The organism is Microbacterium oxydans (assembly GCF_006540085.1).
Taxonomy (GTDB): domain Bacteria; phylum Actinomycetota; class Actinomycetes; order Actinomycetales; family Microbacteriaceae; genus Microbacterium; species Microbacterium oxydans.
On record NZ_BJOG01000005.1, the window covers coordinates 89,040 to 114,348 of the forward strand.

The 25,309-nt window shown below is 67.2% G+C and carries 23 protein-coding genes; 11 read left to right on the forward strand and 12 right to left on the reverse strand.

What is annotated here, in order from left to right; translation table 11 throughout:
• Positions 1 to 20 precede the first annotated feature (20 nt).
• The 3 genes from MOX01_RS11635 to glpK all read left to right on the forward strand — a co-directional run bounded on the left by MOX01_RS11635 (position 21) and on the right by glpK (position 4,116).
• Positions 21 to 1,730, forward strand: a complete 1,710-nt coding sequence (locus tag MOX01_RS11635; protein WP_061017655.1) for a glycerol-3-phosphate dehydrogenase/oxidase — start codon at positions 21 to 23, stop codon at positions 1,728 to 1,730.
• A gap of 92 nt (positions 1,731 to 1,822) precedes the next feature.
• Entirely contained in the window at positions 1,823 to 2,575 is a 753-nt protein-coding gene (locus MOX01_RS11640; protein ID WP_028501983.1) for an MIP/aquaporin family protein, read from the forward strand.
• A 26-nt stretch (positions 2,576 to 2,601) separates the two neighbouring features.
• Positions 2,602 to 4,116, forward strand: coding sequence for a glycerol kinase GlpK (glpK, locus tag MOX01_RS11645; RefSeq protein WP_058630604.1), 1,515 nt, complete (start codon positions 2,602 to 2,604; stop codon positions 4,114 to 4,116).
• A 30-nt stretch (positions 4,117 to 4,146) separates the two neighbouring features.
• Here the strand turns inward: glpK and MOX01_RS11650 are convergent, their stop codons facing one another.
• On the reverse strand, positions 4,147 to 5,070 hold the full coding sequence (locus MOX01_RS11650; RefSeq protein ID WP_058630603.1) for a LysR family transcriptional regulator: 924 nt from the start codon (positions 5,068 to 5,070) through the stop codon (positions 4,147 to 4,149).
• A gap of 77 nt (positions 5,071 to 5,147) precedes the next feature.
• Between MOX01_RS11650 and MOX01_RS11655 the strand changes: the two genes are divergently transcribed.
• Positions 5,148 to 6,062 carry an EamA family transporter gene (locus MOX01_RS11655; RefSeq protein WP_058630602.1) on the forward strand — a complete coding sequence of 305 codons (915 nt, stop codon included), beginning with the start codon at positions 5,148 to 5,150 and terminating at the stop codon, positions 6,060 to 6,062.
• Between the two features lie 6 nt (positions 6,063 to 6,068).
• Here MOX01_RS11655 and ffh read toward each other — a convergent pair whose 3' ends face one another.
• Both ffh and MOX01_RS11665 read right to left on the reverse strand, forming a co-directional pair.
• A complete protein-coding gene (ffh, locus tag MOX01_RS11660; protein WP_141369828.1) occupies positions 6,069 to 7,634 on the reverse strand; it encodes a signal recognition particle protein in 1,566 nt (521 codons plus the stop codon).
• 52 nt (positions 7,635 to 7,686) lie between these two features.
• Positions 7,687 to 8,271: a TetR/AcrR family transcriptional regulator gene (locus MOX01_RS11665; protein WP_046747082.1), complete on the reverse strand. Its 585-nt coding sequence runs from the start codon at positions 8,269 to 8,271 to the stop codon at positions 7,687 to 7,689.
• 97 nt (positions 8,272 to 8,368) lie between these two features.
• Here MOX01_RS11665 and lipB point away from each other — a divergent pair, with 97 nt between their 5' ends.
• Complete coding sequence (gene lipB, locus MOX01_RS11670; RefSeq protein ID WP_061017677.1) at positions 8,369 to 9,022, forward strand: lipoyl(octanoyl) transferase LipB; 654 nt, start codon at positions 8,369 to 8,371, stop codon at positions 9,020 to 9,022.
• On the forward strand, positions 9,019 to 10,008 hold the full coding sequence (gene lipA, locus MOX01_RS11675) for a lipoyl synthase (protein ID WP_046747083.1): 990 nt from the start codon (positions 9,019 to 9,021) through the stop codon (positions 10,006 to 10,008). The genes lipB and lipA overlap by 4 nt, the downstream gene beginning before the upstream one ends.
• Positions 10,009 to 10,041: 33 nt before the next feature.
• On the opposite strand, the gene MOX01_RS11680 is transcribed toward lipA, so the two are convergent.
• Genes MOX01_RS11680 through smc form a run of 3 tightly spaced genes read right to left on the reverse strand, consistent with a single transcriptional unit; the run spans position 10,042 to position 15,067 of the window.
• Complete coding sequence (locus MOX01_RS11680) at positions 10,042 to 10,542, reverse strand: DUF2004 domain-containing protein (RefSeq protein ID WP_046748457.1); 501 nt, start codon at positions 10,540 to 10,542, stop codon at positions 10,042 to 10,044.
• A gap of 44 nt (positions 10,543 to 10,586) precedes the next feature.
• Positions 10,587 to 11,459: a signal recognition particle-docking protein FtsY gene (ftsY, locus tag MOX01_RS11685; protein ID WP_045265192.1), complete on the reverse strand. Its 873-nt coding sequence runs from the start codon at positions 11,457 to 11,459 to the stop codon at positions 10,587 to 10,589.
• A 56-nt stretch (positions 11,460 to 11,515) separates the two neighbouring features.
• Complete coding sequence (gene smc / locus MOX01_RS11690) at positions 11,516 to 15,067, reverse strand: chromosome segregation protein SMC (RefSeq protein WP_141369830.1); 3,552 nt, start codon at positions 15,065 to 15,067, stop codon at positions 11,516 to 11,518.
• A 528-nt stretch (positions 15,068 to 15,595) separates the two neighbouring features.
• On the opposite strand from smc, the gene MOX01_RS11695 reads away from it, so the two are divergent.
• From MOX01_RS11695 to MOX01_RS11715, 5 genes are all read left to right on the forward strand, one after another.
• Positions 15,596 to 15,880 carry a hypothetical protein gene (locus MOX01_RS11695; RefSeq protein WP_061017650.1) on the forward strand — a complete coding sequence of 95 codons (285 nt, stop codon included), beginning with the start codon at positions 15,596 to 15,598 and terminating at the stop codon, positions 15,878 to 15,880.
• A gap of 111 nt (positions 15,881 to 15,991) precedes the next feature.
• Complete coding sequence (locus tag MOX01_RS11700) at positions 15,992 to 17,071, forward strand: GNAT family N-acetyltransferase (RefSeq protein ID WP_141369832.1); 1,080 nt, start codon at positions 15,992 to 15,994, stop codon at positions 17,069 to 17,071.
• A 101-nt stretch (positions 17,072 to 17,172) separates the two neighbouring features.
• Positions 17,173 to 17,868 (forward strand): ABC transporter ATP-binding protein, encoded by a 696-nt coding sequence (locus MOX01_RS11705; RefSeq protein WP_046748454.1) that lies wholly within the window; start codon positions 17,173 to 17,175, stop codon positions 17,866 to 17,868.
• Positions 17,865 to 19,187, forward strand: a complete 1,323-nt coding sequence (locus MOX01_RS11710) for a permease (protein ID WP_141369834.1) — start codon at positions 17,865 to 17,867, stop codon at positions 19,185 to 19,187. The genes MOX01_RS11705 and MOX01_RS11710 overlap by 4 nt, the downstream gene beginning before the upstream one ends.
• A gap of 84 nt (positions 19,188 to 19,271) precedes the next feature.
• A complete protein-coding gene (locus tag MOX01_RS11715; protein ID WP_141369836.1) occupies positions 19,272 to 20,150 on the forward strand; it encodes a hypothetical protein in 879 nt (292 codons plus the stop codon).
• Between the two features lie 18 nt (positions 20,151 to 20,168).
• On the opposite strand, the gene mutM is transcribed toward MOX01_RS11715, so the two are convergent.
• The 6 genes from mutM to MOX01_RS11745 form a co-directional block, all read right to left on the reverse strand.
• Positions 20,169 to 21,035, reverse strand: coding sequence for a bifunctional DNA-formamidopyrimidine glycosylase/DNA-(apurinic or apyrimidinic site) lyase (mutM, locus tag MOX01_RS11720; protein WP_141369838.1), 867 nt, complete (start codon positions 21,033 to 21,035; stop codon positions 20,169 to 20,171).
• Positions 21,028 to 21,720 (reverse strand): ribonuclease III, encoded by a 693-nt coding sequence (gene rnc, locus MOX01_RS11725; protein ID WP_058630595.1) that lies wholly within the window; start codon positions 21,718 to 21,720, stop codon positions 21,028 to 21,030. Before rnc ends, mutM begins: the two co-directional genes overlap by 8 nt.
• A 10-nt stretch (positions 21,721 to 21,730) precedes the next feature.
• Positions 21,731 to 21,940, reverse strand: a complete 210-nt coding sequence (gene rpmF, locus MOX01_RS11730; RefSeq protein WP_017830754.1) for a 50S ribosomal protein L32 — start codon at positions 21,938 to 21,940, stop codon at positions 21,731 to 21,733.
• A gap of 2 nt (positions 21,941 to 21,942) precedes the next feature.
• Complete coding sequence (locus tag MOX01_RS11735) at positions 21,943 to 22,491, reverse strand: YceD family protein (RefSeq protein ID WP_046748451.1); 549 nt, start codon at positions 22,489 to 22,491, stop codon at positions 21,943 to 21,945.
• 71 nt (positions 22,492 to 22,562) lie between these two features.
• The gene (gene coaD / locus MOX01_RS11740) at positions 22,563 to 23,060 is read right to left on the reverse strand and encodes a pantetheine-phosphate adenylyltransferase (RefSeq protein ID WP_046748450.1); all 498 of its coding nucleotides are present in this window, start codon (positions 23,058 to 23,060) and stop codon (positions 22,563 to 22,565) included.
• Positions 23,061 to 23,090: 30 nt separating this feature from the next.
• The gene (locus MOX01_RS11745) at positions 23,091 to 25,265 is read right to left on the reverse strand and encodes an ATP-dependent DNA helicase RecG (protein WP_141369840.1); all 2,175 of its coding nucleotides are present in this window, start codon (positions 25,263 to 25,265) and stop codon (positions 23,091 to 23,093) included.
• Positions 25,266 to 25,309 lie beyond the last annotated feature (44 nt).

Sequence of the window (25,309 nt, forward strand, 5' to 3'; positions counted from 1 at the left end):
CAAGGAAGAGAGGGTCGACGATGATCGATTCGACACACTCGTCGGCGGAGCGCGCGGAGATTCGCGCTGTCCGCGAATCCGGGCGCACGAGCGTCCTCGTCATCGGCGGCGGGATCAACGGAATCTCCACGTTCCGCGACCTGGCGCTGCAGGGAGTCGACGTCGTGCTCGTCGAACGAGGGGACTTCGCCTCCGGCGCCTCCTCCGCGTCGAGCCACATGATCCACGGCGGCATCCGCTACCTCGAGAACGGCGAGTTCCGACTCGTCCGCGAATCCGTGGAGGAGCGCAACGGTCTTCTGAAGATCGCCCCTCACTACGTGAAGCCGCTCGAGACGACCATCCCGATCTACTCGACCTTCTCGGGCATCCTCTCCGCGCCGTTGCGCTTCCTCACGCACAAGAGCGGCAAGCCGCAGGAGCGCGGAGCCTTCCTCATCAAGATCGGGCTGACGATCTACGACACCTTCTCGCGCGATGGTGGCACCGTTCCTCGGCACCGTTTCCTCGGCCGCAAGAAGTCGCTCGCCGAGCTGCCTTCTCTCGACCCCAAGATCAAGTACACCGCGACCTACTACGACGCCTCGATGCACGACCCCGAGCGCCTGGCTCTGGACGTGCTCCAGGACGGACGATCCGCCCACCCGAGCGCGCACGCGCTGAACTACGTCGAAGCCGTCTCTCGTGACGGCGACAAGGTCGTGCTCCGCGACCGTGAGAGCGGCACGGAGTTCTCCGTGCAGGCCGATGTCGTCGTGAACGCATCGGGTCCCTGGACCGACCTCACGAACGATGCCCTCGGCACCGAGACGAGGTTCATGGGAGGAACCAAGGGCTCGCACATCGTGCTCGACCACCCCGAACTGCTCGAGGCGACCCGCGGACGCGAGATCTTCTTCGAGCACTCCGACGGTCGCATCGTCCTCATCTACCCCCTCAAGGGACGCGTTCTCGTCGGCACCACCGACATCGATGCCGATCCACGCGAAGTGGCCGTGTGCACCGAGGAGGAGGTCGACTACTTCTTCGATCTCATCCACCACGTGTTCCCCACCATTCCGGTGTCGCGCGAGCAGATCGTCTACAAGTTCTCGGGAATCCGTCCCCTGCCTCGTCACGAGGACACGGCCCCCGGGTTCGTCTCCCGCGACTACCGCGTCGAGGTCGACCAGAAGGGCGCCGTGCCGCTTGTGAGCCTCGTCGGCGGCAAGTGGACCACGTTCCGCGCACTCGGCGAGTCCCTCTCCGACACGGTGCTCGGCCTGATCGATCGCACCAGGACGGTCTCGACGGCAGGGCGCGCGATCGGCGGTGGGCGCGAGTTCCCCCGCACCGAGAAGGCCAAGCGCATCTGGTTCCAGGAGAACCTTCCCGGCGCCGGCGCACGTGCCGATCAGCTGCTGGCCCGATACGGTACCCGCGCGGCACAGGTCTGGGAGTTCGTCGAGCAGGGTGCGGACGCGCCACTCGCCGGCGGTGACCTCTCCACGCGTGAACTCGAGTGGATGGTGCAGAACGAGCTGGTGACCCGCCTGGAGGATGTCATCCTGCGTCGCACCAGCATCGCGTTCACCGGCGGGGCGACCGCCGAGGTTCTTGACGAGATCGCCGATGCCCTCGCGCCGATGCTCGGCTGGGACCGAGCGCGCCACGATGCCGAGGTCGAGCAGACCCGCGAACTGTTGAACGAACGTCACGGACTCGATATCCCGTCCCGCGCCCGCGGCTGACGGGGTCTCGGACTGCCGCCCTCCTCGCGGTGCAACTCCCATAAAGTGTCGGGGCAGAGGGGCCCCGACACACAAGAAAGGTCAAAGAAGACATGGCTGATGTGAATCTCGGTCTCTACTTCCTCTCCGAACTGGTAGGAACAGCGATGCTGGTCCTGCTCGGATGTGGTGTCGTCGCCAACGTCGCGCTCGCGAAGAACAAAGGCTTCGGCGGCGGCTTCCTGATGGTCAACTGGGGATGGGGTCTGGCGGTCTTCGCCGGTGTGCTCGTCTCCGCGTACTCCGGTGCCATCCTCAACCCGGCCGTCGGCATCGGACTGCTGATCTCCGGCACGATCGACTTCCCGATGTTCCTCGTCGCCACCGCGGCGGAGCTCGTCGGTGCGATCATCGGTGCGATCGTCGTGTGGCTCGCCTACAAGCAGCACTTCGACGAGGAGCCGGAGGCCGCCAACAAGCTGGGCGTCTTCTCGACCGGCCCCGCGATCCGCTCCTACGGATGGAACCTGGTCACCGAGATCATCGGCACCTTCGTGCTGGTCTTCGTGATCCTCGCGTTCGCGGACTACGGCGACATCGAGGTGGGAACCCCCGGAGGCCTCGGACCGCTCACGGCCCTCCCCGTCGCTCTGCTCGTCGTCGCTATCGGTGCCTCGCTCGGTGGCCCGACCGGTTACGCGATCAACCCTGCCCGCGACCTCGGTCCGCGTATCGCGCACGCGATCCTCCCGATCAAGGGCAAGGGTTCCAGCGACTGGTCCTACTCCTGGGTCCCGGTGGTCGGTCCGCTGATCGGTGGCGCGATCGCCGCTGCCGCAGCGCCCGTCCTGCTGCACCTCGCCTGAACGACCTGAATTCAAAGGAGAACAACATGGCTGACTACATCCTCGCCATCGACCAGGGAACGACTTCGAGCCGCGCGATCATCTTCGACAAGAAGGGCAGCATCATCGCGACGGGCCAGAAGGAGCACGAGCAGATCCTGCCGAAGGCCGGCTGGGTCGAGCACGACGCCTCGGAGATCTGGCGCAACGTCCAGGAGGTCATCGGGCTCGCCCTGAGCCGCGCCGACCTGACGCGCCACGACATCGCGGCCGTCGGCATCACCAACCAGCGCGAGACCGCGGTGGTCTGGGACAAGACCACCGGCAAGCCCGCCTACAACGCGATCGTGTGGCAGGACACCCGCACGCAGGCGATCGTCGATCGTCTCGCGGCGGACGGCGGCGTGGAGCGGTTCAAGCCCGTCGTCGGGCTCCCCCTGGCGACCTACTTCTCGGGAACCAAGATCGCCTGGATCCTCGAGAACGTCGACGGCGCTCGCGAGAAGGCGGAGGCCGGCGACCTGATCTTCGGAACGACCGACAGCTGGGTCCTCTGGAACCTGACCGGCGGCGTCGACGGCGGTGTGCACGTGACGGACGTGACGAACGCATCGCGCACGATGTTCATGGATCTCGAGACGCTCGAGTGGCGCGACGACATCCTCGAGGCCTTCGGTGTGCCGCGATCGATGATGCCGGAGATCCGCTCGTCCTCCGAGGTCTATGGGGCGGCCGAGGACTCCTCGCTGCTGCGTGAGACCCCGATCGCCGGCATCCTGGGCGACCAGCAGGCCGCGACGTTCGGGCAGGCCGCCTTCCAGAAGGGCGAGAGCAAGAACACCTACGGCACGGGCTGCTTCCTCATCTTCAACACGGGCGAGGAGATCGTCCACTCGAAGAACGGGCTGCTCACGACCGTCGGCTACAAGCTCGGCGACCAGCCGACGCACTATGCGCTGGAGGGCTCCATCGCCGTCACCGGATCCCTGATCCAGTGGCTGCGCGACCAGCTCGGCATCATCTCCTCTGCCCCTGAGGTGGAAGAGCTGGCCGACAAGGTCGAGGACAACGGCGGCGTGTACATCGTGCCCGCCTTCTCCGGTCTGTTCGCACCGTACTGGCGTCCTGACGCCCGAGGCGCGATCGTCGGGCTCACCCGTTACGCGAACAAGAACCACATCGCTCGCGCAGCGCTCGAGGCCGTCGCCTTCCAGACGCGCGACGTGCTCGACGCCGTGAATGCGGACGCCGGTGTGGACCTCACCGAGCTCAAGGTCGACGGCGGCATGGTCGCGAATGACGCGCTCATGCAGTTCCAGGCGGATGTCCTCGGCGTGCCGGTGGTGCGTCCGGTCGTCGCGGAGACCACGGCCCTCGGTGCCGCTTATGCGGCAGGCCTCGCAGTCGGGTTCTGGAACGGGCTCGACGACCTCTCCGCCAACTGGCAGGAGGACAAGCGCTGGGAGCCGTCGATGGACGAAGCAGAGCGCGACCGTCAGCTGCGGCTGTGGCGCAAGGCCGTCACGAAGTCGATGGACTGGGTCGACGACGACGTGAAGTGATCTGACACGAAGGCGAAGCGGGTTCGGAGCTCATGCTCCGGACCCGCTTCTCCATGCGCTGTCCGAGCTCTCCCAGCTCGACGTGACGGCTTCCACGACACCGACGAACGCGCGAGCGACGTTCCTCGGTGCCGCCGTATCCCAGGCGAGGTACTCGACCCGCACCGGGCCACCGCGCACTGTCGAGATGGACACGTCGAACGCGGAGCGCTGGACGGTTCCCGGCGCCAGCAAGGTCACCGCCAATCCCGCCTCCACCAAGCCGAGGATGAGGGTCGCGGAGTCGGCTTCGAAAGCCACATCGCGCGTGAGATCGGCCGCGTGGAATGCCGCGTCACTCTGGGCTCGTCCCGAAGTCGCGACGGGGAAGTCCGCGAACGTCATCCCCGCGAGGTCCTCCAGTGCGATGTCGCTCCTGTGCGCGAGCTCGTGCCCTCGAGGGAAGACGGCGACGAGCCGCTCACGAGAGAGAACACGGGACGCCACTCCCAGAGGTTCAACGCCTTCGCGCAGGCCCAGCAGGGCGACATCGAGCTCATCGTGCCGGAGCCTGCGCATCAGGACATCACTGTTCCCGACCTGCAGTTCCACCCGCACGTCCGGGTACGCCGCACGGTAGGCGACGAGCACGGCCGGCACGTCGACGGCGGTCACCGTAGGGATGACACCGACCCGAAGCGTCCCCTCGACGACACCGTCTACCGCGGCCGCATCCTCTCTGGCTCTTTCAGCAGCTCGGAGGGCAGCGCGCGCATGACCGAGGAATGCCTCGCCCGCCTCGCTCAGGCGCACCTGGCGACTGGAGCGAACGAACAAGCGCCGGCCGAGTTCGCGTTCGAGTGAGGCGACCTGATGGCTCAGCGCGGACTGCGTCACGAAGCATCGCTCGGCGGCGCGGGTGAAGCTCAGGGTGTCGGCGACTTCCACGACGTACCGCAATTGTTGGAGTTCCACGATTCATGATCTCTCTTCATGCGTGATGGTGCAATTATGCGTTGGACTCATCGGTTCCATGGTCGCAGGCTGAAGGCATGAACCGCATGACGCTCGTGCTGACCACTGCTCTTGCTCCCATCGCCTGGGGCACCACCTACCTCGTGACCACCGAACTGCTTCCGGCCGGGCACCCGCTGTTCGCGGGTCTGCTCCGCTCACTCCCTGCGGGTCTTCTCGCGGTCGCCATCAGTCGGCGGTTTCCGTCAGGGTCGTGGTGGTGGAAGTCCTTCGCCCTCGGCGCGCTCAACATCGGCGCTTTCTTCCCTCTGCTGTTCCTGGCCGCGGAGCGGCTTCCCGGCGGCGTCGCCGCCGCCGTCGCCGGAGCGCAGCCACTCATCGTCCTGGCTCTCGGAGCGCTCGTCCTACACGAGCGCATCCGGCCGATCACGGCCGCAGCGGCTCTCGTGGGCGCGGGAGGCGTCGCTCTGGTCGTGCTCGGCCCGGCCGCCGAACTCGATCTCTGGGGCGTTCTCGCTGCGCTCGGCGGTGTCACAGCGACGGGTGTGGGCATGATCCTCACCAAACGCTGGGGTCGCCCCGTCGGGGTGGGGCCCGTGTCCTACGCGGGCTGGCAGCTCAGCGCGGGCGGCATGCTGCTGCTACCGGTCACTCTGATGGTCGAGGGCGTGCCTCGGGAGATCGACGGCAATGCCGCTCTCGGCTACCTGTGGCTCGCCACCGCCGGGGGAATCATCGCGTACACGCTCTGGTTCCGAGGCGTCCAGCAGCTGCCGGTCGTCGCGCCGGGGCTCCTTGCACTCCTGTCCCCCATCGTCGCGACACTTCTGGGGTTGGTGGTCGCCGGTGAGCGTTTCACCGCGCCTCAGGCGATCGGATTCGTGCTCACGCTCGGCGCGCTCGTCCTGGGGCAGTTCGTCACGCGTCCGAAGCCGAGCTCAGACCGACGTGCCGAGGAGACACTCGGCGAAGCGCTCTCGGCGCCGCGCTGAGTGCACTCAGTTCTTGCCGAAGAGCTTCTGGATCTCGGCGAGGTCGGCCTCGCTCGGAGCCTGGGCAGCACCGCCGCCGATCCCGAACCCCGATCCGGTGGGCGTGGTCGTGGAGGATGCGATGCCCGCGTTCTCCGCTGCACGCTTCGCAGGGTTTCCCGAGCGGGACTTGCCGGAGGAGGACTTGCTCTTCTTCCCTCGCTTGGACGACGCGCCGGGTCGTCCCATACCAGGCACGGGTCCCATGCCGGGGATGTTGGGGGTACCCCCACGAGCGACGGTCTTCATCATCTTCGCGGCCTGCTCGAAGCGCTGCACGAGCTGGTTCACATCCGTGACGGTCATGCCGGAGCCGCGGGCGATACGCAGCCGACGCGAGCCGTTGAGAACCTTCGGGTTGCGTCGCTCGCCCGGAGTCATCGAGCGGATGATCGCCTCGGTGCGGTCGATCTCGCGCTCGTCGAAGTCGTCGAGCTGCTGCTTCATCTGCCCCATGCCCGGGAGCATCCCGAGCATCTTCTTCATGGAGCCCATCTTCTTCATCTGCTGAAGCTGCTCGAGGAAGTCCTCGAGGGTGAAGGCCTCGGTTGCGAGCTTCTCGGCCATCTTCATGGCCTCTTCCTCATCGAAGGCCTGCTGGGCCTGCTCGATGAGGGTCAGGATGTCGCCGAGGTCGAGGATGCGGCTCGCCATGCGGTCGGGGTGGAACGGTTCGAGGTCCTCGAGACGCTCACCGGTCGAGGCGAAGATGATCGGGCGTCCGGTCACGGAGGCCACCGAGAGCGCAGCGCCACCACGGGCGTCACCATCGAGCTTCGACAGGACGACGCCGGTGAAATCGACGCCCTCCTGGAAGGCCTTGGCGGTGTTCACCGCATCCTGACCGATCATCGCGTCGATGACGAACAGCACTTCGTCGGGGGTCACGGCCTTGCGGATGTCCGCAGCCTGCTTCATCAGCTCGGCATCGACGCCGAGGCGTCCGGCGGTGTCGATGATGACGACGTCGTGCTGCTGACGACGGGCATACTCGACACCGTCGCGCGACACCTTCACCGGGTCGCCGACGCCGTTGCCGGGCTCCGGAGCGAACACGGTCGCGCCCGCCTGCTCCGCGACCACCTGCAGCTGGTTGACGGCATTCGGACGCTGGAGGTCTGCGGCCACGAGCAGAGGCGTGTGCCCCTCGCCCTCGAGCTGCTTGGCCAGCTTGCCGGCGAAGGTCGTCTTACCCGAGCCCTGGAGTCCCGCGAGCATGATCACGGTCGGTGCCGTCTTCGCGAACTGCAGGCGGCGCTGTTCGCCGCCGAGGATCTGCACGAGCTCCTCGTTGACGATCTGCACCACCTGCTGCGCCGGATTCAGCGCCTTGTTGACCTCGTCGCCGAGGGCACGCTCGCGCACCTTCGCCGTGAAGTCCTTGACCACCACGAGCGCGACGTCGGCGTCGAGCAGAGCGCGACGGATCTCGCGCACGGTGCCGTCGACATCGGCGGCGGTGAGCTTTCCCTTCGTGCGCAGATTGCGGAAGGTTTCGGTGAGCCGATCGGAGAGCGAGCCAAAGGTAGCCATGGTGCGTACGATTCTACGCGAGTGAAGCGGCGCCGCTCAGCGCCGTGCGGGCTCAGGACCAGGGCAGGTCGTGAATCATCGCCAGCGCTTCCCGCAACACGGTCTCCGGCGTTCCGCGCCCCGCGCCCTGCTCTGCCCACACGCGCAGCGACGAGAGCACCGCAGCCGCGTGCGCCGCCCCGAGGATGTCGGCCCGGATCACGTCCACGCCCGCCGAGGACGCCGCGAGCGACACGGCAGCGGACAAGCGTGCCATTCGCAGGCCGGTGTCGCGCACGAGCTCGTCCTCCAGCCCCATCGCCCCCGCGTTGCGAAGGGCGAGAGCAAGCGGATCCGGTGCGAAGTCGTGGACGACCCGCAGCAGGATCTCCCGCACCGACTCCCCCGTCGCGACCCGGCCCAGGCCCCGGAGAGACTCGACAGCCTCACCGACCCGTTCGTCGATTCCTGACCACAGCACGTCGCTCTTCGAAGCGAAGTAGTTGAAGAAACTCGAACGGCTCACCCCGGCGCGCTGCGTGATGTCCGCCACCGAAGTGGCAGCGTAACCGCGTTCCAAGAAGAGCTCGCACGCAGCCTCGGCGAGCGTCTCCCGTGACGATGCCTTCGGGCGCCCGGCTTTCCCCGTCGAACTCATGCACTCACGCTACCGCGCGGCGCGGATCGAGAACGCCGTCCTCGACCCGAAGGAGTATTGTTGCTCTCAGTCCATTTACACCGAAGGCGGTTCTGTGATGCTCGAGATCCTCACGCCCGGGTTCGTTCCTACGCCGGTGCCGTACCTCGACGGGTGGGAGCTTCAGCGCCGGGTCCATGCCGACGTGGTCGCAGGCACTCGGCAGGACACCCTCATCCTGCTCGAGCACGAAGCCGTGTACACGGCGGGCAAGCGCACGGAACCGCATGAGCGTCCGCACGACGGCACGCCGGTGATCGACGTCGATCGCGGCGGCAAGATCACCTGGCACGGCCCAGGACAGCTGGTCGGCTATCCGATCGTCCGCCTCGGCGAGCCTATCGACGTGGTCGCCCACGTGCGCCGACTGGAGCGTCTGCTCATCGAGGTGCTGCGCCCGCTCGGAGTCGACGGCTATCAGGTGGAGGGCCGCAGCGGCGTCTGGGTGCGCCGCCCGCTCTCCGAGGACAAGGTAGCCGCGATCGGGGTACGGGTGCAGCAAGGAGTCACGATGCACGGCTTCGCCATCAACTGCGACAACTCCCTGGCCGGTTTCCGCGGCATCATCCCGTGCGGCATCACCGACGCGGGTGTCACGACCGTGAGCGAGGTCACGGGATCCTCCGTCTCGCCCCGTGACCTCGTCGATGCCGTGACCCGTGCGTTTCTCGCCGAATACTCGACCCCCGAACTGTCAGGAGCCCACGCATGACCGCCGCACCCGAGGGCCGGAAGCTCCTCCGTCTGGAGATCCGCAACGCCGAGACACCGATCGAGCGCAAGCCCGAGTGGATCAAGACCAAGGCGAAGATGGGTCCGGAGTACACGGCGTTGCACTCGCTCGTGAAGAGCGAAGACCTGCACACCGTGTGCCAGGAGGCCGGCTGTCCGAACATCTACGAGTGCTGGGAGGATCGCGAAGCGACGTTCCTCATCGGCGGGTCGCAATGCACGCGTCGCTGCGACTTCTGCCAGATCGACACCGGCAAGCCGGCTGACTACGACACCGACGAGCCCCGCCGCGTCGCCGAGAGTGTGCAGCGGATGAACCTCCGGTACGCGACCGTGACCAGCGTGGCCCGTGACGACCTGCCCGACACGGGTGCCTGGCTCAACGCGGAGACCGTCAGGAAGATCCACGAGCTCAACCCGAACACCGGGGTGGAGCTGCTCGCGAACGAGCACAACGCCGATCCGGCTTTCCTCAACCAGATCTTCGACGCCCGACCAGAGGTGTTCGCGCACAACGTGGAGACCGTTCCCCGCATCTTCAAGCGCATCCGACCCGCTTTCCGCTACGAGCGCTCGCTGAACGTGCTCACTCAAGCCCGCGACGCCGGGCTCATCACGAAGTCCAACCTCATCCTGGGCATGGGCGAGGAGCCGGAGGAGGTCGTGCAGGCGCTCAACGATCTGCACGATGCCGGCTGCGACATCATCACGATCACGCAGTATCTCCGCCCGACACCGCGGCACCACCCGGTCTCTCGTTGGGTGAAGCCCGCGGAGTTCGTGGAGTTCAAGGAGGAAGCCGAGCGCATCGGTTTCCTCGGCGTCCTCGCCGGTCCGCTCGTGCGCTCCTCCTACCGGGCGGGGCGCCTGTGGGCGCAGTCGATGACGTCCAAGGGCCGCGAGATCCCCGCGCACCTCTCCCACATCGCAGCGAGCGCCGATCTCGGATTCGCCCAGGCCGTCTGACCTCGTCGCTGCCCGGGGTAGCCGCTCGTGCGGCTAGTCCGCGCTCATCACCGACTGCACGCTGCCGTCGGAGCCGAGGTTGACGAGCAGGACGTCATCTGACGAGCTGTCGTCGAGCGCGTACTCGAGCACCGCGAACGGTTCCGAGCCCCCATGCTCGTCGGCGAGGATCGTCATGCTCATGAGCCGGAGCGAGCGGATGATGTCGACGGCGGCGTCTCCCGACACGTCGACGAGCACGTCGGGCAAGTCATCGCCGTACGCCTCCTGCTGCTGAAGGATGTACTCGGTGACCTCGCTGGTGCGGTCGTCCACCTCTGCGAGCATGCCTCGACGCGCCGTGTCGTCGACGCTCTCCAGGCCCGCGATGAGCGAGGCGGCGATGTCGAGCGCATCGGACGAGACGTCGTCCTGGTCCGGAGCGGTCAGGTCCACGGTCACACTCTGATCACCGAGCTCCACGGTCTCCGACCAGAAGATCGATCCGTCCGGGCCCGAGGACAGGAGTCCGAAGTAGTCGTGTTCGATCGCCATAACGCTATGAAACCAGCCTCGTGCTCACTGCGGTAGTCCCGTCGTCAACCGACCAGCGACTGGACGAAGACATGAGGGGTGAAACCGGTGAGGTCATCGATCCCCTCGCCCTGTCCGAGCAGCTTGACCGGGATGCCCGTGCGCTCCTGCACGGCCAGCACGAAGCCGCCCTTGGCCGACCCGTCCAGCTTGGTGAGGACGAGTCCGGTGACGCCGGCGTGTTCGAGGAATGCCTCCGCCTGCATCACGCCGTTCTGGCCGGTGGTGGCGTCGAGCACGAGCAGCACCTCGCTGATGGGCGCCTGCTTCTCGATCACGCGCCGGACCTTCGAGAGCTCGTCCATGAGGCCGCCCTTCGTGTGCAGGCGGCCCGCCGTGTCGATGATCGCGATCTCGATGCCTTCGCGCTTCGCATACTCGACCGTCTGGAATGCCACTGAGGCGGGGTCCTGACCCTCCTGCTGCGGACGGACGATCGCCGCCCCACCGCGCTGCGCCCAGGTCGCGAGCTGATCGACCGCTGCTGCGCGGAACGTGTCGGCGGCACCGACCACCACACTGCGCTGGTACCCCCGGAGGAACTTGGTGAACTTCCCGATGGTCGTGGTCTTGCCGACGCCGTTGACGCCGACGACGAGGACCACTGCGGGACGCTCGGTGAGCTTCAGCGTCGTGTCGAACTTCGCGAAGTGCTCCTCGAGCGTCTCCCGCAACATGCGCTGGAGGTCTTTGGGGTCGGTCGTCCGGTAACGGTCGACCTTCTGGCGCAGCTCGTCGACGACGCGCTCGCTGATGTCAGGGCCGAAATCAGCCGTGATGAGCGCTGTCTCGAGATCCTCCCAGGTCGTCTCATCGATGGTGGGCTTGACGAACATGCCGCGCAGTGCACGACCAAGAGACCAGGACTTCTCCGCCATCCCACCAGCCTACGGGGTGCTCAGCGGATGGAAGGCGTGCGCGCCGATGGACTCGGTCAGACCGCGGCCGCAGCTCGGTCGCCGACCCGCTGTCCTACGACCGCCGAGACGCCGTCCTGCCGCATCGAGACGCCGTACAGCGCATCAGCGATCTCCATCGTGCGCTTCTGATGCGTGATGACGAGGAGTTGCGAACTCTCCCGCAGCTGCTCGAACACGGTCAGCAGACGACCGAGGTTCGCGTCGTCCAGAGCTGCCTCCACCTCGTCGAGGATGTAGAACGGGCTCGGCCGAGCCTTGAAGATCGCGACCAGCAGAGCCACCGCCGCGAGCGACCTCTCGCCGCCCGACAGCAGCGACAGGCGCTCGATCTTCTTTCCCACAGGACGGACCGACACCTCGATGCCGGTGGTCAGCATGTTGTCGGGATCTGTGAGCGAGATGCTGCCCGTTCCCCCCGGGAACAGCAGCGGGAACACCTGGCCGAAGGCCTCCTTCGTGTCCTCGAAGGCGCTCGCGAAGATGGTCTGCATCCGCTCGTCGAGGTCGGCGATGATCGTCAGCAGGTCCTGTCGCGTCTGAGTGAGGTCGGCCAGCTGCTCGGTGAGGAAGGCGTGGCGTTGCTCCAGCGCGGCGAACTCCTCGAGGGCCAGGGGGTTGACGCGTCCGAGCTGCGCCAGCTTGCGCTCTGCCTCTGCGAGACGGCGCTGCTGGATGCGGCGATCGAAAGGAATCGCCGCGGCGCCGTCTCCGGTGTCTCGGTCCGCCGCTGTCGTCGCGGTCGGATCGCGCGGGACGAGCTGGTCAGGACCATATTCCGCGATGAGAATATCTTCGTCCAGGGCCAGTTCAGAGGAGACCCGCTCCAGCAGGCTGTTCAGGTGCAGCTTCTTCTCGTGTATCTGCAGCTCGAGCCCGTGCACGCTCTCGGTGAGCCCTGTCAGACGTTCGCGCAGCGATGCCTCCTGAGCCCTGAGGCCGACGAGTTCCTGGTTCTGGGCCGACCGAGCGGCCTCGGCCTCTTTGAGCGCGAGACGTGCCTCGGCTACGGAACGATCGAGCGAATCGAGGATGCGCGGCAACTCGTCCGCAACGCCTGAGGCCGACTCCCGCTGCGCGCGGCGGATGACCGCGCGTCGGGCCGCCTCAGCCGCAGCGTCACGTTCCTGCTCGCGCTGCCGTTCCAGGCTCGCGACCCTGGACTGCGCGGCGCGGACGCGCTCGCGCAGGGTCTCGATCTCGAGTCGAGCCCGCACCTCGCCCTCACGTGCCAGCTCGAGAGCTTCGAGGAGCCCGTCCCGTGCGGATGCATCCAGAACCGGCCGCGGCGCTGCGATCGCTTCGTCCAATGCCGCTTTCGCCGCCTCCGCCTTCTCCTCCGCCTCGGAGACGGCGGACTGCGCCTGCGCGAGCCCGGTCTCCAGCCTCTCGCACTCCGCGACGGCGGATTCGTGTCGCACGGTGATCCGGTTGACCTGCTCCGCGTGCGTGGCGAGGGCAGCGTCGTGTTCGCGGAGCGCTCGAAGAGCCTCCTTGGCCTGCCGTCTCGTCGTCTCGACCGCCTCGTCGGCATCCCGACGAGCTTCACGGAGCGAGTCCGCCACGATCCGGATCTCCGCCAAGCGTTCGGCTGCGGCATCGCGTTCAGCCGCGAGCTCGAGACGCGAGCGCTCACCGCCCGAGCCGGTGCGAAGGGTCTGAGCCGTGATCACGTCTCCGCCGAGGGTGACGATGGTGGTCCCGGTGTCCCCCTTCGCATCGAGTGCAGACCGCGCCGCTCTGGCCGAGTCGAGGTCATCCGCTATCAGCACATGCGACAGGATGCCCAGCACTCCCTCGGGGGCGGTAACGACGTCGACGGCGGGCACGACGCCTGCCAGGGACGGCAACGCCGCGTGCGGTCGCGGCGAGTCGGCGATGACGAAGTCCACCACTCCCCTGCGCTGTTGCGCCGATTCGACGGCCATCGCGAAGGCATCAGACGCCGTGTCGATGAGCACGCCCTCCGCAAGCGGCCCGAGGACCGCGGACACCGCCGCCTCATAGCCGGCACGTACCTGCACGGCATCGCCGACCAGGCCGCGGACGCCACGTCCTCCGGCGCTGACGATCTCCGCCGCACCGCCGGAGAGCGCCAGAGCGCTGCTCAGCGCGGATGTCTTGGCGGTCAAGGAGTCGACTTCACGCTCAGCCGAGTGCAGACGCTCCCGGAGCGACTCGCGCTCGGTCTCCGCCGCCGTGGCGGCCCGCTGCGCGCTCTCGTATGCCGCCGCATGCTCGACGGCCGTACCCTCCGGTGCCTCGGCGTCGTCGATGGACTCCAGTGCCTCAGCCGATTCCCGCCGACGAGCGTTCGCGGCCTCGAGGGCGTTCTCCTGGCGGAGAACCGCCCCTCGGACCGCGGCGAGAGCTGACGCCGCAGCCTCGGCGGATCCCCGCAAGGCAGACAGTCGCATGTCGTACTGGGAGACGAGCGCGCTCTGCTCGGCGATGTCGACATCGAGGGTGTCGAGTTCCGCGCGCGCGTGCACGACCTCTCGGCTCGCGGCGGCTGCCGCGTCCTGGGCGTCACCCAGTCCCGCAGAGATCGTGTCGATCTCGGCTCTCGCCTCGTCGATCGTGGCCTGTGTCACGGTGATCGCGGTGACCGCGGCATCGTCGTCGTCCGTGCCGAGCAGCGCGAGGCGCTGATTCGCGAGCGTGTAGAGCCCGCGCATCCGCTCCTGCACCTGCTCGAGACCGAACGCCACGCTGCGCGCCTCGTCCACGGCGACGGAGTTCTGATCCTGTTCGAGCCGCGCGATGCTCGCGCGAACCGTCTCCGCCTGGTCGGACAGAACGAGACGCTCGGTGTGGCGCTCGTGCTCGGTCCGAGTGTGGTCAGCGAGAGCGGCACGCAGAGAAACCACGTCGTCCGCGAAGAGACGCGCCTTGGCATCACGCACCACGGCGGCGATGGTCTGCGCCTCGCGCGCGATCTCGGCCTGTCTTCCCAGAGGCTTGAGCTGCCGCCGGATCTCGCCCGCGAGATCGCTCAATCGGGTGAGATTCGTCTCCATCGCATCGAGCTTGCGGAGCGTCTTCTCCTTGCGACGTCGATGCTTGAGGATTCCCGCCGCTTCCTCGATGAATCCTCGGCGGTCCTCGGGCGACGCCTGCAGCACGGTGTCGAGACGTCCCTGGCCGACGATGACGTGCATCTCGCGTCCGAGTCCCGAGTCGCTCAGAAGCTCTTGAACGTCGAGGAGACGACAGCCCTCGCCATTGATGGCGTACTCGCTCGAACCGTTGCGGAACAGGGTGCGACTGATCGTCACCTCTGCGAACTCGATCGGCAGCGCCCCATCGGAGTTGTCGATCGTCAGCTGCACCTCGGCCCGACCGAGAGGACCGCGTGTCGACGTGCCGGCGAAGATGACGTCTTCCATCTTCCCGCCGCGGAGAGTCTTCGCACCCTGTTCGCCCATCACCCAGGCGAGCGCGTCGACGACGTTCGACTTTCCGGAACCGTTCGGTCCGACGATGCAGGTGACCCCGGGCTCGAAGACGAAGCTCGTCGGCTGCGCGAACGACTTGAACCCTTTGAGCGTCAGGCTCTTCAGATGCATACGGGCACCGCTCGTCCGGGGAGAATCACGCGGCTACGCTACCGGAATTCCGGGCCTGGAGCCTCATCCCGCGCGGGTCGACGGCGAACTCAAGAGGCCGGCGACACGCCGAGCGGAACAGTATGTGCTTGACGTGGCTCTCGCGGGTTCGCTACGGTGGCCTCCGGATCGCCACACGAAAGGAGGTTACCGATGATTACGACTCAGCTCAACGCACAGGCCACTGGCCTCGCCGCGCCCGCGCACTTTGCGCCGCGCCCTGCGTTCTCGGTAACCGCCGGCGTCCGCATGAGCGCTCTCTCGTAGAACCGCAACCCGACTCTCCAGACCTCCCGTAGGTCCAGTCCGGCCGTTTCTCTCGCGCCCCCTCCGCAGATCTGCCACGCAGATCTCGGCACATCCCGCATCCGCTGGCCGCCTCTTCGGCCTGCGTCGACGCCTGCTCTCCCGCACCGTTCGCAGCTGCATCCGCAGCCGACGTGCGGTGCTTCCGCACCCATCATCACCATCACTTCCGAAGGAACCACCGTGAACACCACGTTGCACCGCAGCGACATCCACCCGCCCGATATCGAGGACCACGAGGTCCTCCAGATTCCCCGCCCCGATGAACTGCGTCGCCTTTCGATGGCAGATCGTCTCTCCCTCAGGATCGGCCTCTGGCTCTTCCAGAGGGCACAGCGTCCGCGGCACACCCGTCGCGGCCTGCGCATCGATCCGGCCGACCTGTTCCTCCTCGGCGAGCAGCGTCATCGCTCCGCCGCCGAGTCGTACGCCCTGCTCACGTACGACATGCAGCGCGGCATGCGCTGAGGCCGTCGAGTCCATGACGAGCATCTCTGCGACGGCGTCCGCTCGCCTCACCCGCGAGCGGGCGCCGTCCCATCACAATCCCCTCCACACACCCCGCACGGAAGAACAGACATGAAGACCATGGAAACCACGATCACGCCGCTGATCGTCCCGGTCAGCCTGCAGAGCGAGGATGCCGCCGAGTTCCTCGCCTTCGGCGAGCTCAACAGGCTCGTCTGCGATGAGCAGGTGGGCCTCCCGGACCTCGCACCGGATGCCGCGCAGATGCTGCCGAACTGGCAGGACGACACGGATGCACTCGACGTGGGCTTCGTCGCCCGTATCGACGGCGACATCGTCGGCATGGTGACGATCTCCTTCGCCCAGGAAGCCGATGCTCACGCCGCGGAGATCGACCTGCTGGTTCCGTCGGCCCACTGGGGCCGTGGCGTCGAAGAGGCGCTCCTCGACACAGCGGAGGCGGAAGCGCGCGCGCACGGTCGGAGTGTCCTGCAGATCTGGAGTCTGCACCGTCCCGAGGAGAGCGAACGGATGCTGATTCCCCGCACGGGCTGGGGGCGCGTACCGGCGACGCCGCTCTCCGACCTCGCGGAGGCACGCGGTTTCGTCCTCGAACAGGTGGAGCGCAACAGTGAGTACGACCTCCGAGGCGACTCGGACCTGCTTCGCGCGGCCCTGAGCGACGCGATCGCTCTGGCGGGCGAAGACTACGCACTGCTCGAATGGGACATGCCCACGCCTCCGGAGCTGAGGGCAGGGTTCGCCGCTGTGCTCGCCCGGCTGTCCACGGACGCACCCAGCGGCGACATGGACTTCGTCGAAGAGGTATGGGACGCCGAGCGGGTGGTGCGGCGTGAGGCGCGACTGCTCGGCGCCGGGCAGGCTGTCTCCGTGGCGGCAGTGCGTCATGTCCCGTCCGGGACCATCGTCGCGTACAACGAACTCCTCATCGCCGCCGATCGCACGGGTGTGACGCACCAGTTCGGAACGCTGGTGAGCAAGGACCACCGTGGCCATCGTCTGGGAACCATCGTCAAATGCGCCAACCTGCTCCGCTGGCGGGAGCTGATGCCGGAGTCGACCGTCGTCTCCACTTTCAACGCCGAGGAGAACCGGCCGATGCTGAACATCAACGAGGCCATCGGCTTCGTGCCGGTCTCCTACGCCGGGGCATGGCAGAAGAAGCTCTGACGAGGGTGCGGGCCCGATCTCATTCTCCGGGATGACGTCGAGCCCGCACCGTCATCCGCCCGGGCGACGACCGAGCCGGGCGGGACGGCGAGGCTGGAATCATGAACATCCCCGTGATCGAAGCCCACGCCCTCAGCAAGAACTTCGGGTCGACACGCGCCCTCGCCGGCGTCGACCTCGCCATCCATCGCGGTGAGTCCGTCGCCATCATGGGAGCCTCCGGTTCCGGGAAGACCACTCTCCTCCACGTCTTGGCGGGGATCACCGCACCTGACGCGGGCGGAGTCGTCTTCCGCCCCGCCGAGGGATCCGCTATCGAGGTCACCGCGCTCGGAGAGTCAGCGCGCTCACGACTGCGACGCGAGAAGTTCGGGTTCGTCTTTCAGCAGGGCCTTCTCATCCCCGAGCTGACCGCGGTGGAGAACGTGGCCCTCGCCTCGATGATCAACGGCATCCGACGTCAGGACGCCGTGCAGCACGCGGCATCCTGGCTGGCGGCTCTCGGACTCGCCGGGATGGAGGACCGCCGGATCGGCGAGCTGTCGGGTGGGCAGGCACAGCGCGTCGCCATCGCACGCGCCCAAGCCACCGGCGCGGAGGTCGTCTTCGCGGACGAGCCCACCGGAGCGCTGGACTCCACCACGTCCTCGGAGGTCATGGACGCGCTCCTGTGGTCCACGACCGGACAGGGCCGCACCCTCGTCGTCGTCACCCATGACGCCGAGGTCGCCGCTCGGTGCACGCGAACGATCGCAGTGCGCGACGGACGGATCATCTCGTCGGCGGTGACCGCATGAACCGCAATGTGCTCGCCCTCCTGCTTCGCCCCGCTCCCGGTCAGGGCAGCGTTATCGCTCTGCCGGTCGTCGCCTTCGCCGTGGTCACGACGCTGGTTCTCACCGTCATCGGCGGGGCGCAGTCGTTCTGGGGATGGACCGACGAGTTCGCTCCTCTGTATCAAGCCCTTGCGGCCATCGCCCTCGTGCTGCTGGTCGTCCCGCTGATGTCCGTCGGCGGAGCGGCAGCACGACTCTCCGCGCGTCGACGCGACGAACGACTCTCCACGCTCCGTCTGCTCGGTGTGTCGCCGGCGGGTGTGACCGTCGCCACCGTGGCGGAATCCGTGCTCGTCGCCGCGGCCGGTGCCCTGGTCGGTGTCGTCGCGCACGTCGCCCTCAGCCCCCTCATCGGACTCATCCCGTTCCGCGGCGAAGCCCTCGGATTCGGTGCCGTCGTCCTCCCGCCGGCGCAGACGGCCCTCGTGGTGGCGGCCGTGCTCGCCCTCGCGTCGACGAGTGCGATCATCGGTCTGCGTCGTGTCGTCATCTCACCGCTCGGCGTGCGCACACGCACCGATGTTCCCAAGGTGCACTGGATCCGGGCGGTGTTCGCCGTCTGTGCGATCGCCGTCGCGTTCGTGCTGATCAAGGTCTTCCCTTCCGTGGGCGGACTCGTCCTCACGATCGTCGTACTCGCCGGCCTCTTCGGCGCCGTGCTGGCAGTGCTGAACCTCGTCGGGCCGTGGGTGCTCAAGGTGGTCGCCTCAGGGCAGCTCCGTCGAGCCGAGCGACCGGAGCGACTGCTCGCAGCCCGCATCGTGCTGGACTCGCCGAAAGCGGCCTGGCGGCAGGTCGGTGGTATCGCCATGGCGAGCTTCATGGCCGTCTTCGCCGGTACCGGAGTCGCGCTCTTGAGCATGATGAGCACCTCCGATGCCGCTGCCGCCGACATCGCGCTCGCCCATGACATCCGGACCGGTCTCATCATCACGCTCATCGGCTCCTTCCTGATGGTCGCGGCATCGGTCGGGGTCAACCAGGCCTCAGACGTCCTCGACCAGCGCGAGTTGCACCGCAGTCTGCATCACCTCGGTATGCCTCTCGAGACCGTGGACAGGGCGCGACGGCGGGCGATCATGTCACCGCTGCTGGTGACCGCGATCGGCTCCGCGCTCGTGGCCGCGATCCTCGTGTTCCCGTTGGTCGGAATCGCGCTGATCACGGCGCCCGAGTCGCTGCTGACCATCGCGCTCGTGGTGTCGGTCGGGATCGGTGTCGTCTGGGCGACGACGTGGGCGACCCGTCCACTCCTGCAGCGCTCCTTCGTGGCTACGTGAACACCGTGCCGCCTCTATGGGGTTTCGGTGAGCATGCCGGGGTGTGGCGAGAACTGTCGCCGCGGGCTGTGGTATCCGTGGGGGATGACGTTCAGAGGTCGACGCCGAGCACAAGCGAGATTCGAACAGAAAGTAGCGACTCTTGCGTCGGCCATGAAGCACGAAGCAGGCAAGAACCACGCGCTGCAGCAACAAGTAGCTGGCCTGGTCGCGGAAGTCTCGAGCATCAAGAGGTCGCGTACATGGGTGTGGGTCGGCGGCGTGACCGCGATCGGCAGCGCCCTCGCTGCTCTAGGAACGCTGTTCTTCTCAATGGCTCAGCTCGCCCCCCTCTACGCTCAGGCAGAGTCAGCCCAAGCACAGACTCAAGCGCTTCAGCGCACATCTGATTGGGCGACGGTCGGTGCTGTGACGGTGTCGGTCGAGGAAGGCATGTTCGTCCTGGAGAACCGGTCCCGCAGCGCGATCATGTCCACGACGACCTGGCTCGTGGGAAGCACCGAGGGTTGGGATCGGTTCGATGCGATTCGCTTCGACCTGGAGGGGATTCCGGCCTGCAGCAGCGTCTCCGTACCGGTCGCCGAAGTCACGCGATGGCCCGAGCCGATCCGAGAGCTCACCTGGGTCGAACCACGGAAGAGCTGGGACTGGCCCGAGTTCGTCGACGCCTACACGTACATCATCGCCCCTTCAGGCGGGCTGTACTCGACATCGTCACGGGGCGGCGTCGTGGATCACGGAGTGGTGGGCATGGTGGATCAGGCCTCGGCGAACTACGGAGAACGCGAGTCACCCATACCGGTGAACGTGGACGATCCGACCACTCTCGTGTGGGTCCCGGACACCTTCTGGGAGTTCCGCGACGTCCAGGTCGCCCATGCGGGCGAGCCGCTTTGGGCAGGCGCCCCGCTCATGGGCGCTGATAACGATTCTGTGATCACGCCACTCAGCTGCTATTCCTGATGAGCCTCTCGATCCGCGCTATCTCGGCAGCCGCTGGCAGCGCGGGCAGAAGTGAGAGCCGCGGTTCATGAAGCTCTCGCGCACGATGGGCGTTCCGCACCGCGGGCAGGGCTTGCCCTGCTGCCCGTAGGCGTTGAGCGAGTGCGCGAAATAGCCGGCTTGGCCGTTGACGTTGACGTACTGCGCATCGAAGCTGGTTCCGCCCTCGGCGAGGGCTTTCGCGAGCACGAGCCGGACCTCGGCGAGCAGCCTGCGGACGGCCTGCGTCGACAGACGAACGGCCGGCGTCTCGGGGTGTATCCGCGCTGCCCACAGCGACTCGTCTGCGTAGATGTTGCCGATCCCGCTCACGACACCCTGATCGAGGAGAACACGCTTGATCGCACTCCCCCGTCGCCCCAGAGCTGCTCGAAAGCCACGGTCGTCGAATGCCGGATCCAGGGGGTCACGAGCGATGTGCGCCACCTGAGTCGGGATCCGCGATCCGCCGTCGTCGATCAGCGCGTCGACGGCGAGGGATCCGAAGGTCCGCTGATCGGCGAAGACGATCGCGAGCTCGCCGTGCCGGGGATGCTCGATTCCGATCCGCACCCGCTCATGTCGTTCGGCCCCCGCGTCGGGCGCGCGCAACAGCATCTGACCGCTCATTCCGAGATGCCCGATCAGCGCAGAATCCTCGTCATCGAGCGGCAGCCACAGGAACTTCCCGCGGCGCGATGCGTCGGTGAACATGCGTCCCTCGAGGCGAGCGACGAAGTCAGCGGCACCGGCCACGTGACGAGTGAGGGCGCGCTCATCGAACACGCTCACCGCGGTGATGGTCGATCCGATCACGGCCGGTGCGAGGCCTGCGCGGACGACCTCGACTTCGGGAAGTTCAGGCACGCTCGCTGAGGGTACGCCACACGCTGAGGGCTGCTGCCATCTCGGCGGTCTTCTTGCTGCTGCCGACACCCGTCATGCTCACGTCGCCCACGCTGACCGTGGCCAGGAAACGACGGTCGTGGTCTGGTCCGCTCGCCTCGACCGAGTAGCGAGGCGGGGTGGCGCCGAGCCGTGCGGCGAGCTCCTGCAGGCTGGTCTTCGGATCCATGGCCGCACCGTAGCGCTCCGGGTCAGCCAGCAGGGGCTCCGTCAGTCGGAGCACCAGTTCCGTGGCAGCGTCAGGACCTGCCGAGAGGTAGGTCGCGCCGATGACGGCTTCCATGGTGTCGGCCAGGATGGAGTCCTTGTCCCGACCGCCGGTCTGCTCCTCGCCACGGCCGAGCAGCAGATGGCTGCCGAGGTCGATGCCCCGAGCCACCTCGGCGAGGGCGACGGTCGACACGACGCTGGCTCGTCGCTTCGCCAGCTCGCCCTCGTCGAGATCAGGATGCGTGGTGAAGAGCATGACGGTCACCGCCTGCCCGAGCACCGAGTCACCGAGGAACTCGAGCCGCTCGTTGTGCGGGATGCCGCCGTGCTCGTACGCGTAGGAGCGGTGAGTGAGGGCCAACTCCAGAAGCTCCGCGTCGATATCGACGCGGAGCTTTTCTGGGAGAGGTCTCGTCCCCCCGGGGACCTCCGTCACGGTACGCGACTCAGACGTCGGCGACCTTGCGGCCCTTGTACTCCAGGAAGAGCTCGGTGCCCTGCGAGTCGGTGACGACCTTGGCCTGGTGAGGACGGCTGTAGACGACCTGGCCGTTCTCGATGGTCTTGACGAGCGCGACGGGCGCCGCCTTCCACTGCGCGCGACGCGAGCGGGTGTTCGAACGGGATACCTTGCGCTTCGGGGGGTTACCAGCCATGACTAGCTCTCTTCTTTCTCGGCGGCACGAGATTCTTCCGTGCCGTCTTGGTCTGTGATGTTCTGGAGCGCACTCCACCGAGGATCGATGGGAGCGGCCTGCTCCGTTCCGGTGCTCACGGTCAGTCGTTCACCCGTTTTCGGGTCGAGACCCGGGCAATCCGGCTGACACACCGGCTGAAAAGGAAGTGCCAGTACGGCCGCATCCCTGACGAGAGTTTCAAGATCCACGTGGTCGTCTTGAACCTCGAAGTCAGTTTCTTCCTCACCAGGATACGCGAAAAGCTCCTGGAACTCGACTTCGACGGGCCGAGTGATGTCCATCAGGCATCTTCCGCACACGCCGGCGTACTCGGCCTCGGCGATTCCCGACACGAGGATGCCCTCGTGCACCGACTCGAGGCGGACATCGAGATCGAGCTCGGAGCCGGCCTCGTACGACACGATCCCCTCACCCCATGACTCGGCGAGGGCGACGGTGAACTCGTGTTCCCGCATCTCCCCCGGACGCCGGACGATGTCACGGACGGGGAGCACGAAAGGGCCGTTCATTCGAGAGCGCACACTCCCATGCTACCGGCCGCTGCACGCTGTCGTCCTGAATCCGTGTCCAGGCGAGAGGTTCAGATCCCTCGGGATCCCGTGTCCAGGAATGCAGCGACCGCGGGCGGAACGAAGGGACTCACATCGCCACCGAGAGACGCGACCTGGCGGACGAGGGAACTCGAGACCATGGCGTGCGAGGGGTCGGGAAGGAGGAAAACCGTCTCGATGCCGGCGAGGTGTCTGTTGACGATCGCCATCGGTGACTCATACGCGACATCGATCTGCGAGCGGATGCCCTTCACGAGCACTCCCGCGTTGACGTCACGGGCGTAGTCGACCAAGAGCCCCATGCTCCACGAACCGATCACGATCTCGCCCTGCATGCCGTCGTCGGCGATCGACCTCTCCAGCAACGAGAGCCGCTGCGCGATGGGGAGCATCGCCTCTTTGCCCGGATTGTGCACGACCAGCACGTGCAGCTCGTCGTAGAGGGCCGCGGCGCGCCGGATCACATCGAGGTGACCCAGGGTAGGCGGATCGAAGGAACCCGGGACGACGGCGATCCGGCTGCTCATGGTTCCAGCCTAGGGCACGCCGGTTCCCCGTCAGTTCTTCGCCAGCGCCGCCCGATCCTCGTCGCTCACCCGACGCCCGATGGCCTCGCGGAGACCCGGGTGATCAGCCAGCTGCGGGTCGGCGGCGAGGATACCTTCCGCGACCTCGCGTGCACGGGTGATCAGCCCTGCGTCCTTCACCACCCTGAGCAGCTTCAGAGAGGAGCGAACGCCCGCCTGGGCGGCGCCCAGCACGTCGCCTTCGCCGCGCAGCTCGAGATCGACCTCCGCCAGGGCGAACCCGTCGAGAGTCGCCGCCACCGCGTCGACGCGCTCACGGGCCAGCGTGCCCGCCTCAGCCTCGGTCACGAGCAGGCAGAGCCCTGGCACGCCGCCTCGACCGACCCGGCCGCGGAGCTGATGCAGTTGAGAGACCCCGAACCGGTCCGCGTCGAGGACGATCATCGTCGACGCGTTCGGCACGTCGACGCCCACCTCGATCACGGTCGTGGCCAGGAGCAGATCGATGTCACCGCGTGCGAACGACTGCATCACGGCATCCTTCTCATCCGCTGGCATACGACCGTGGAGCACGGCACGCCGCAGTCCGCCCAGCGTCGGATGGGTCGCCAACGCCTCATCGAGCTGCACCACGCCCCAGCGCGGCCCTGACGCTCCCTCCGGAGCGAGTGCCTGCTGCTCCCCCGCCTCTGTCGTCTTCTTGGCCGTGTCGATCGCGGCGCACACCGCGAAGACCTGCCGCCCCTGGGCGATCTCCTCGGCGGCGCGCTCCCACACACGGTTGAACCACCCCGGGTGCTCTGCGAGCGGGGCGACGAAGGACTCGATGCCGGCACGCCCGGCCGGCATGGTGCGGATCACGGAGGTGTCGAGATCGCCGAAGACGGTCATCGCGACCGTCCTCGGGATCGGAGTCGCGGTCAGCACCAGCGCGTGCGGACTCGATCCCTTCGCGCGCAGCGCCTCGCGCTGCTCGACGCCGAACCGATGCTGTTCGTCGACGACGACCAGACCGAGATCGGCGAAGGTGGTCTTCTCGCCCAGCAGCGCATGAGTACCCACGACGATCAGTGCCTGACCCGAGGCGACCCGCAGGGCTGCCTTGCGGCGATCGGCCGCCGGCATCTGACCGGTCAGGAGTGTCGGCATCAACAGCGGCGCGAGATCGGGACCGAGCATCTTGGTGATCGAGCGAAGGTGCTGCCCCGCGAGCACCTCCGTCGGCGCGATCAAGGCGGCCTGCCCGCCGCTCTCCGCCACCTGCAGCATCGCCCGCAAAGCGACCAGGGTCTTGCCGGAGCCGACTTCTCCCTGGACCAGACGGTTCATGGGCCAGGCGCCCACGAGGTCCGCGGCGATCTGTCGTCCCACCGTCTCCTGGTCGGCGGTGAGCGTGTACGGGAGGCTTGCATCGAAACGTTCGAGCAACCCGCCGGGCATCGAGGGGCGAGACGTGGCGGCCAGCGCCCGGATCGCGTCGCGCTGCTGCAGGAGCGCCGTCTGCAGGGTGAGGGCCTCATGCATTCGCAGCGTCCGCACGGCCGGATCGATGTCGTTCCGTGTCCGCGGTCGATGCACGAGCTCCAGCGCCTCGCGCGCGGTGAGCAGTTCTTCGCGCTCCCTGATCTCCGCGGTCAGGGGATCGGGCGCGTCTGCCAGGTCGTCGAGAACCCGACCGACGAGTCGGGCGATCTGCCATGTCTGGATCGCGGACGTGGCGGGGTAGATGGGGATCGGCACGGTGGCGCGCGCGTCGGCGCTGCGACGGGCGGCGTCCTCATCATCGAACAGCTCGTACTCGGGGTGGGCGAACTGCGTCACGCCGTTGAACTCCCCGACCTTGCCGGAGAACACACCGCGACGACCGACTGCCAGATCCTTCGAGCGCCACTCCGCCGCGCCGACGTTCTTCGCGAAGAACGTGAGAGACATGCGTCCGATGCCGTCGCCGATCACGACGTCGACCATCGCACCGGGACGGTTCCGCATCCGTCGGAAGCTCGAGGAGAGCACCTCGGCCACGATGGTGACTGTCTCGCCGAGCGGGAGGTCACGGATGGGCGTCAGCTCTCCCGGATCGGCGTAGCGGCGAGGGTAGTGGGACAGGAGGTCGCCGACGCTCTTCATGCCGAAGGCCCGACCGAGCGTCTTGGACGACGCCGCACCGATGGCGTCCTCCAACGAGGAATCGAGCGTGAGCGACATGCTCCGAGTCTAGGGAACACGACGGACGCGGCAGGCACTCGAGC

Excerpts from the sequence above, each read along its gene's own strand:
- MOX01_RS11710 (WP_141369834.1), top strand. The coding sequence starts at position 17,865 with ATGAACCGCAATGTGCTCGCCCTCCTGCTTCGCCCCGCTCCCGGTCAG.
- MOX01_RS11700 (WP_141369832.1), top strand. The coding sequence starts at position 15,992 with ATGAAGACCATGGAAACCACGATCACGCCGCTGATCGTCCCGGTCAGC.
- lipA (WP_046747083.1), top strand. The coding sequence starts at position 9,019 with ATGACCGCCGCACCCGAGGGCCGGAAGCTCCTCCGTCTGGAGATCCGC.
- MOX01_RS11735 (WP_046748451.1), bottom strand. The coding sequence starts at position 22,491 with ATGAACGGCCCTTTCGTGCTCCCCGTCCGTGACATCGTCCGGCGTCCG.
- lipB (WP_061017677.1), top strand. The coding sequence starts at position 8,369 with ATGCTCGAGATCCTCACGCCCGGGTTCGTTCCTACGCCGGTGCCGTAC.
- MOX01_RS11655 (WP_058630602.1), top strand. The coding sequence starts at position 5,148 with ATGAACCGCATGACGCTCGTGCTGACCACTGCTCTTGCTCCCATCGCC.
- MOX01_RS11715 (WP_141369836.1), top strand. The coding sequence starts at position 19,272 with ATGACGTTCAGAGGTCGACGCCGAGCACAAGCGAGATTCGAACAGAAA.
- ffh (WP_141369828.1), bottom strand. The coding sequence starts at position 7,634 with ATGGCTACCTTTGGCTCGCTCTCCGATCGGCTCACCGAAACCTTCCGC.
- MOX01_RS11680 (WP_046748457.1), bottom strand. The coding sequence starts at position 10,542 with ATGGCGATCGAACACGACTACTTCGGACTCCTGTCCTCGGGCCCGGAC.
- MOX01_RS11665 (WP_046747082.1), bottom strand. The coding sequence starts at position 8,271 with ATGAGTTCGACGGGGAAAGCCGGGCGCCCGAAGGCATCGTCACGGGAG.
- MOX01_RS11635 (WP_061017655.1), top strand. The coding sequence starts at position 21 with ATGATCGATTCGACACACTCGTCGGCGGAGCGCGCGGAGATTCGCGCT.
- rpmF (WP_017830754.1), bottom strand. The coding sequence starts at position 21,940 with ATGGCTGGTAACCCCCCGAAGCGCAAGGTATCCCGTTCGAACACCCGC.
- MOX01_RS11640 (WP_028501983.1), top strand. The coding sequence starts at position 1,823 with ATGGCTGATGTGAATCTCGGTCTCTACTTCCTCTCCGAACTGGTAGGA.
- coaD (WP_046748450.1), bottom strand. The coding sequence starts at position 23,060 with ATGAGCAGCCGGATCGCCGTCGTCCCGGGTTCCTTCGATCCGCCTACC.
- MOX01_RS11705 (WP_046748454.1), top strand. The coding sequence starts at position 17,173 with ATGAACATCCCCGTGATCGAAGCCCACGCCCTCAGCAAGAACTTCGGG.
- glpK (WP_058630604.1), top strand. The coding sequence starts at position 2,602 with ATGGCTGACTACATCCTCGCCATCGACCAGGGAACGACTTCGAGCCGC.
- ftsY (WP_045265192.1), bottom strand. The coding sequence starts at position 11,459 with ATGGCGGAGAAGTCCTGGTCTCTTGGTCGTGCACTGCGCGGCATGTTC.
- MOX01_RS11745 (WP_141369840.1), bottom strand. The coding sequence starts at position 25,265 with ATGTCGCTCACGCTCGATTCCTCGTTGGAGGACGCCATCGGTGCGGCG.
- smc (WP_141369830.1), bottom strand. The coding sequence starts at position 15,067 with ATGCATCTGAAGAGCCTGACGCTCAAAGGGTTCAAGTCGTTCGCGCAG.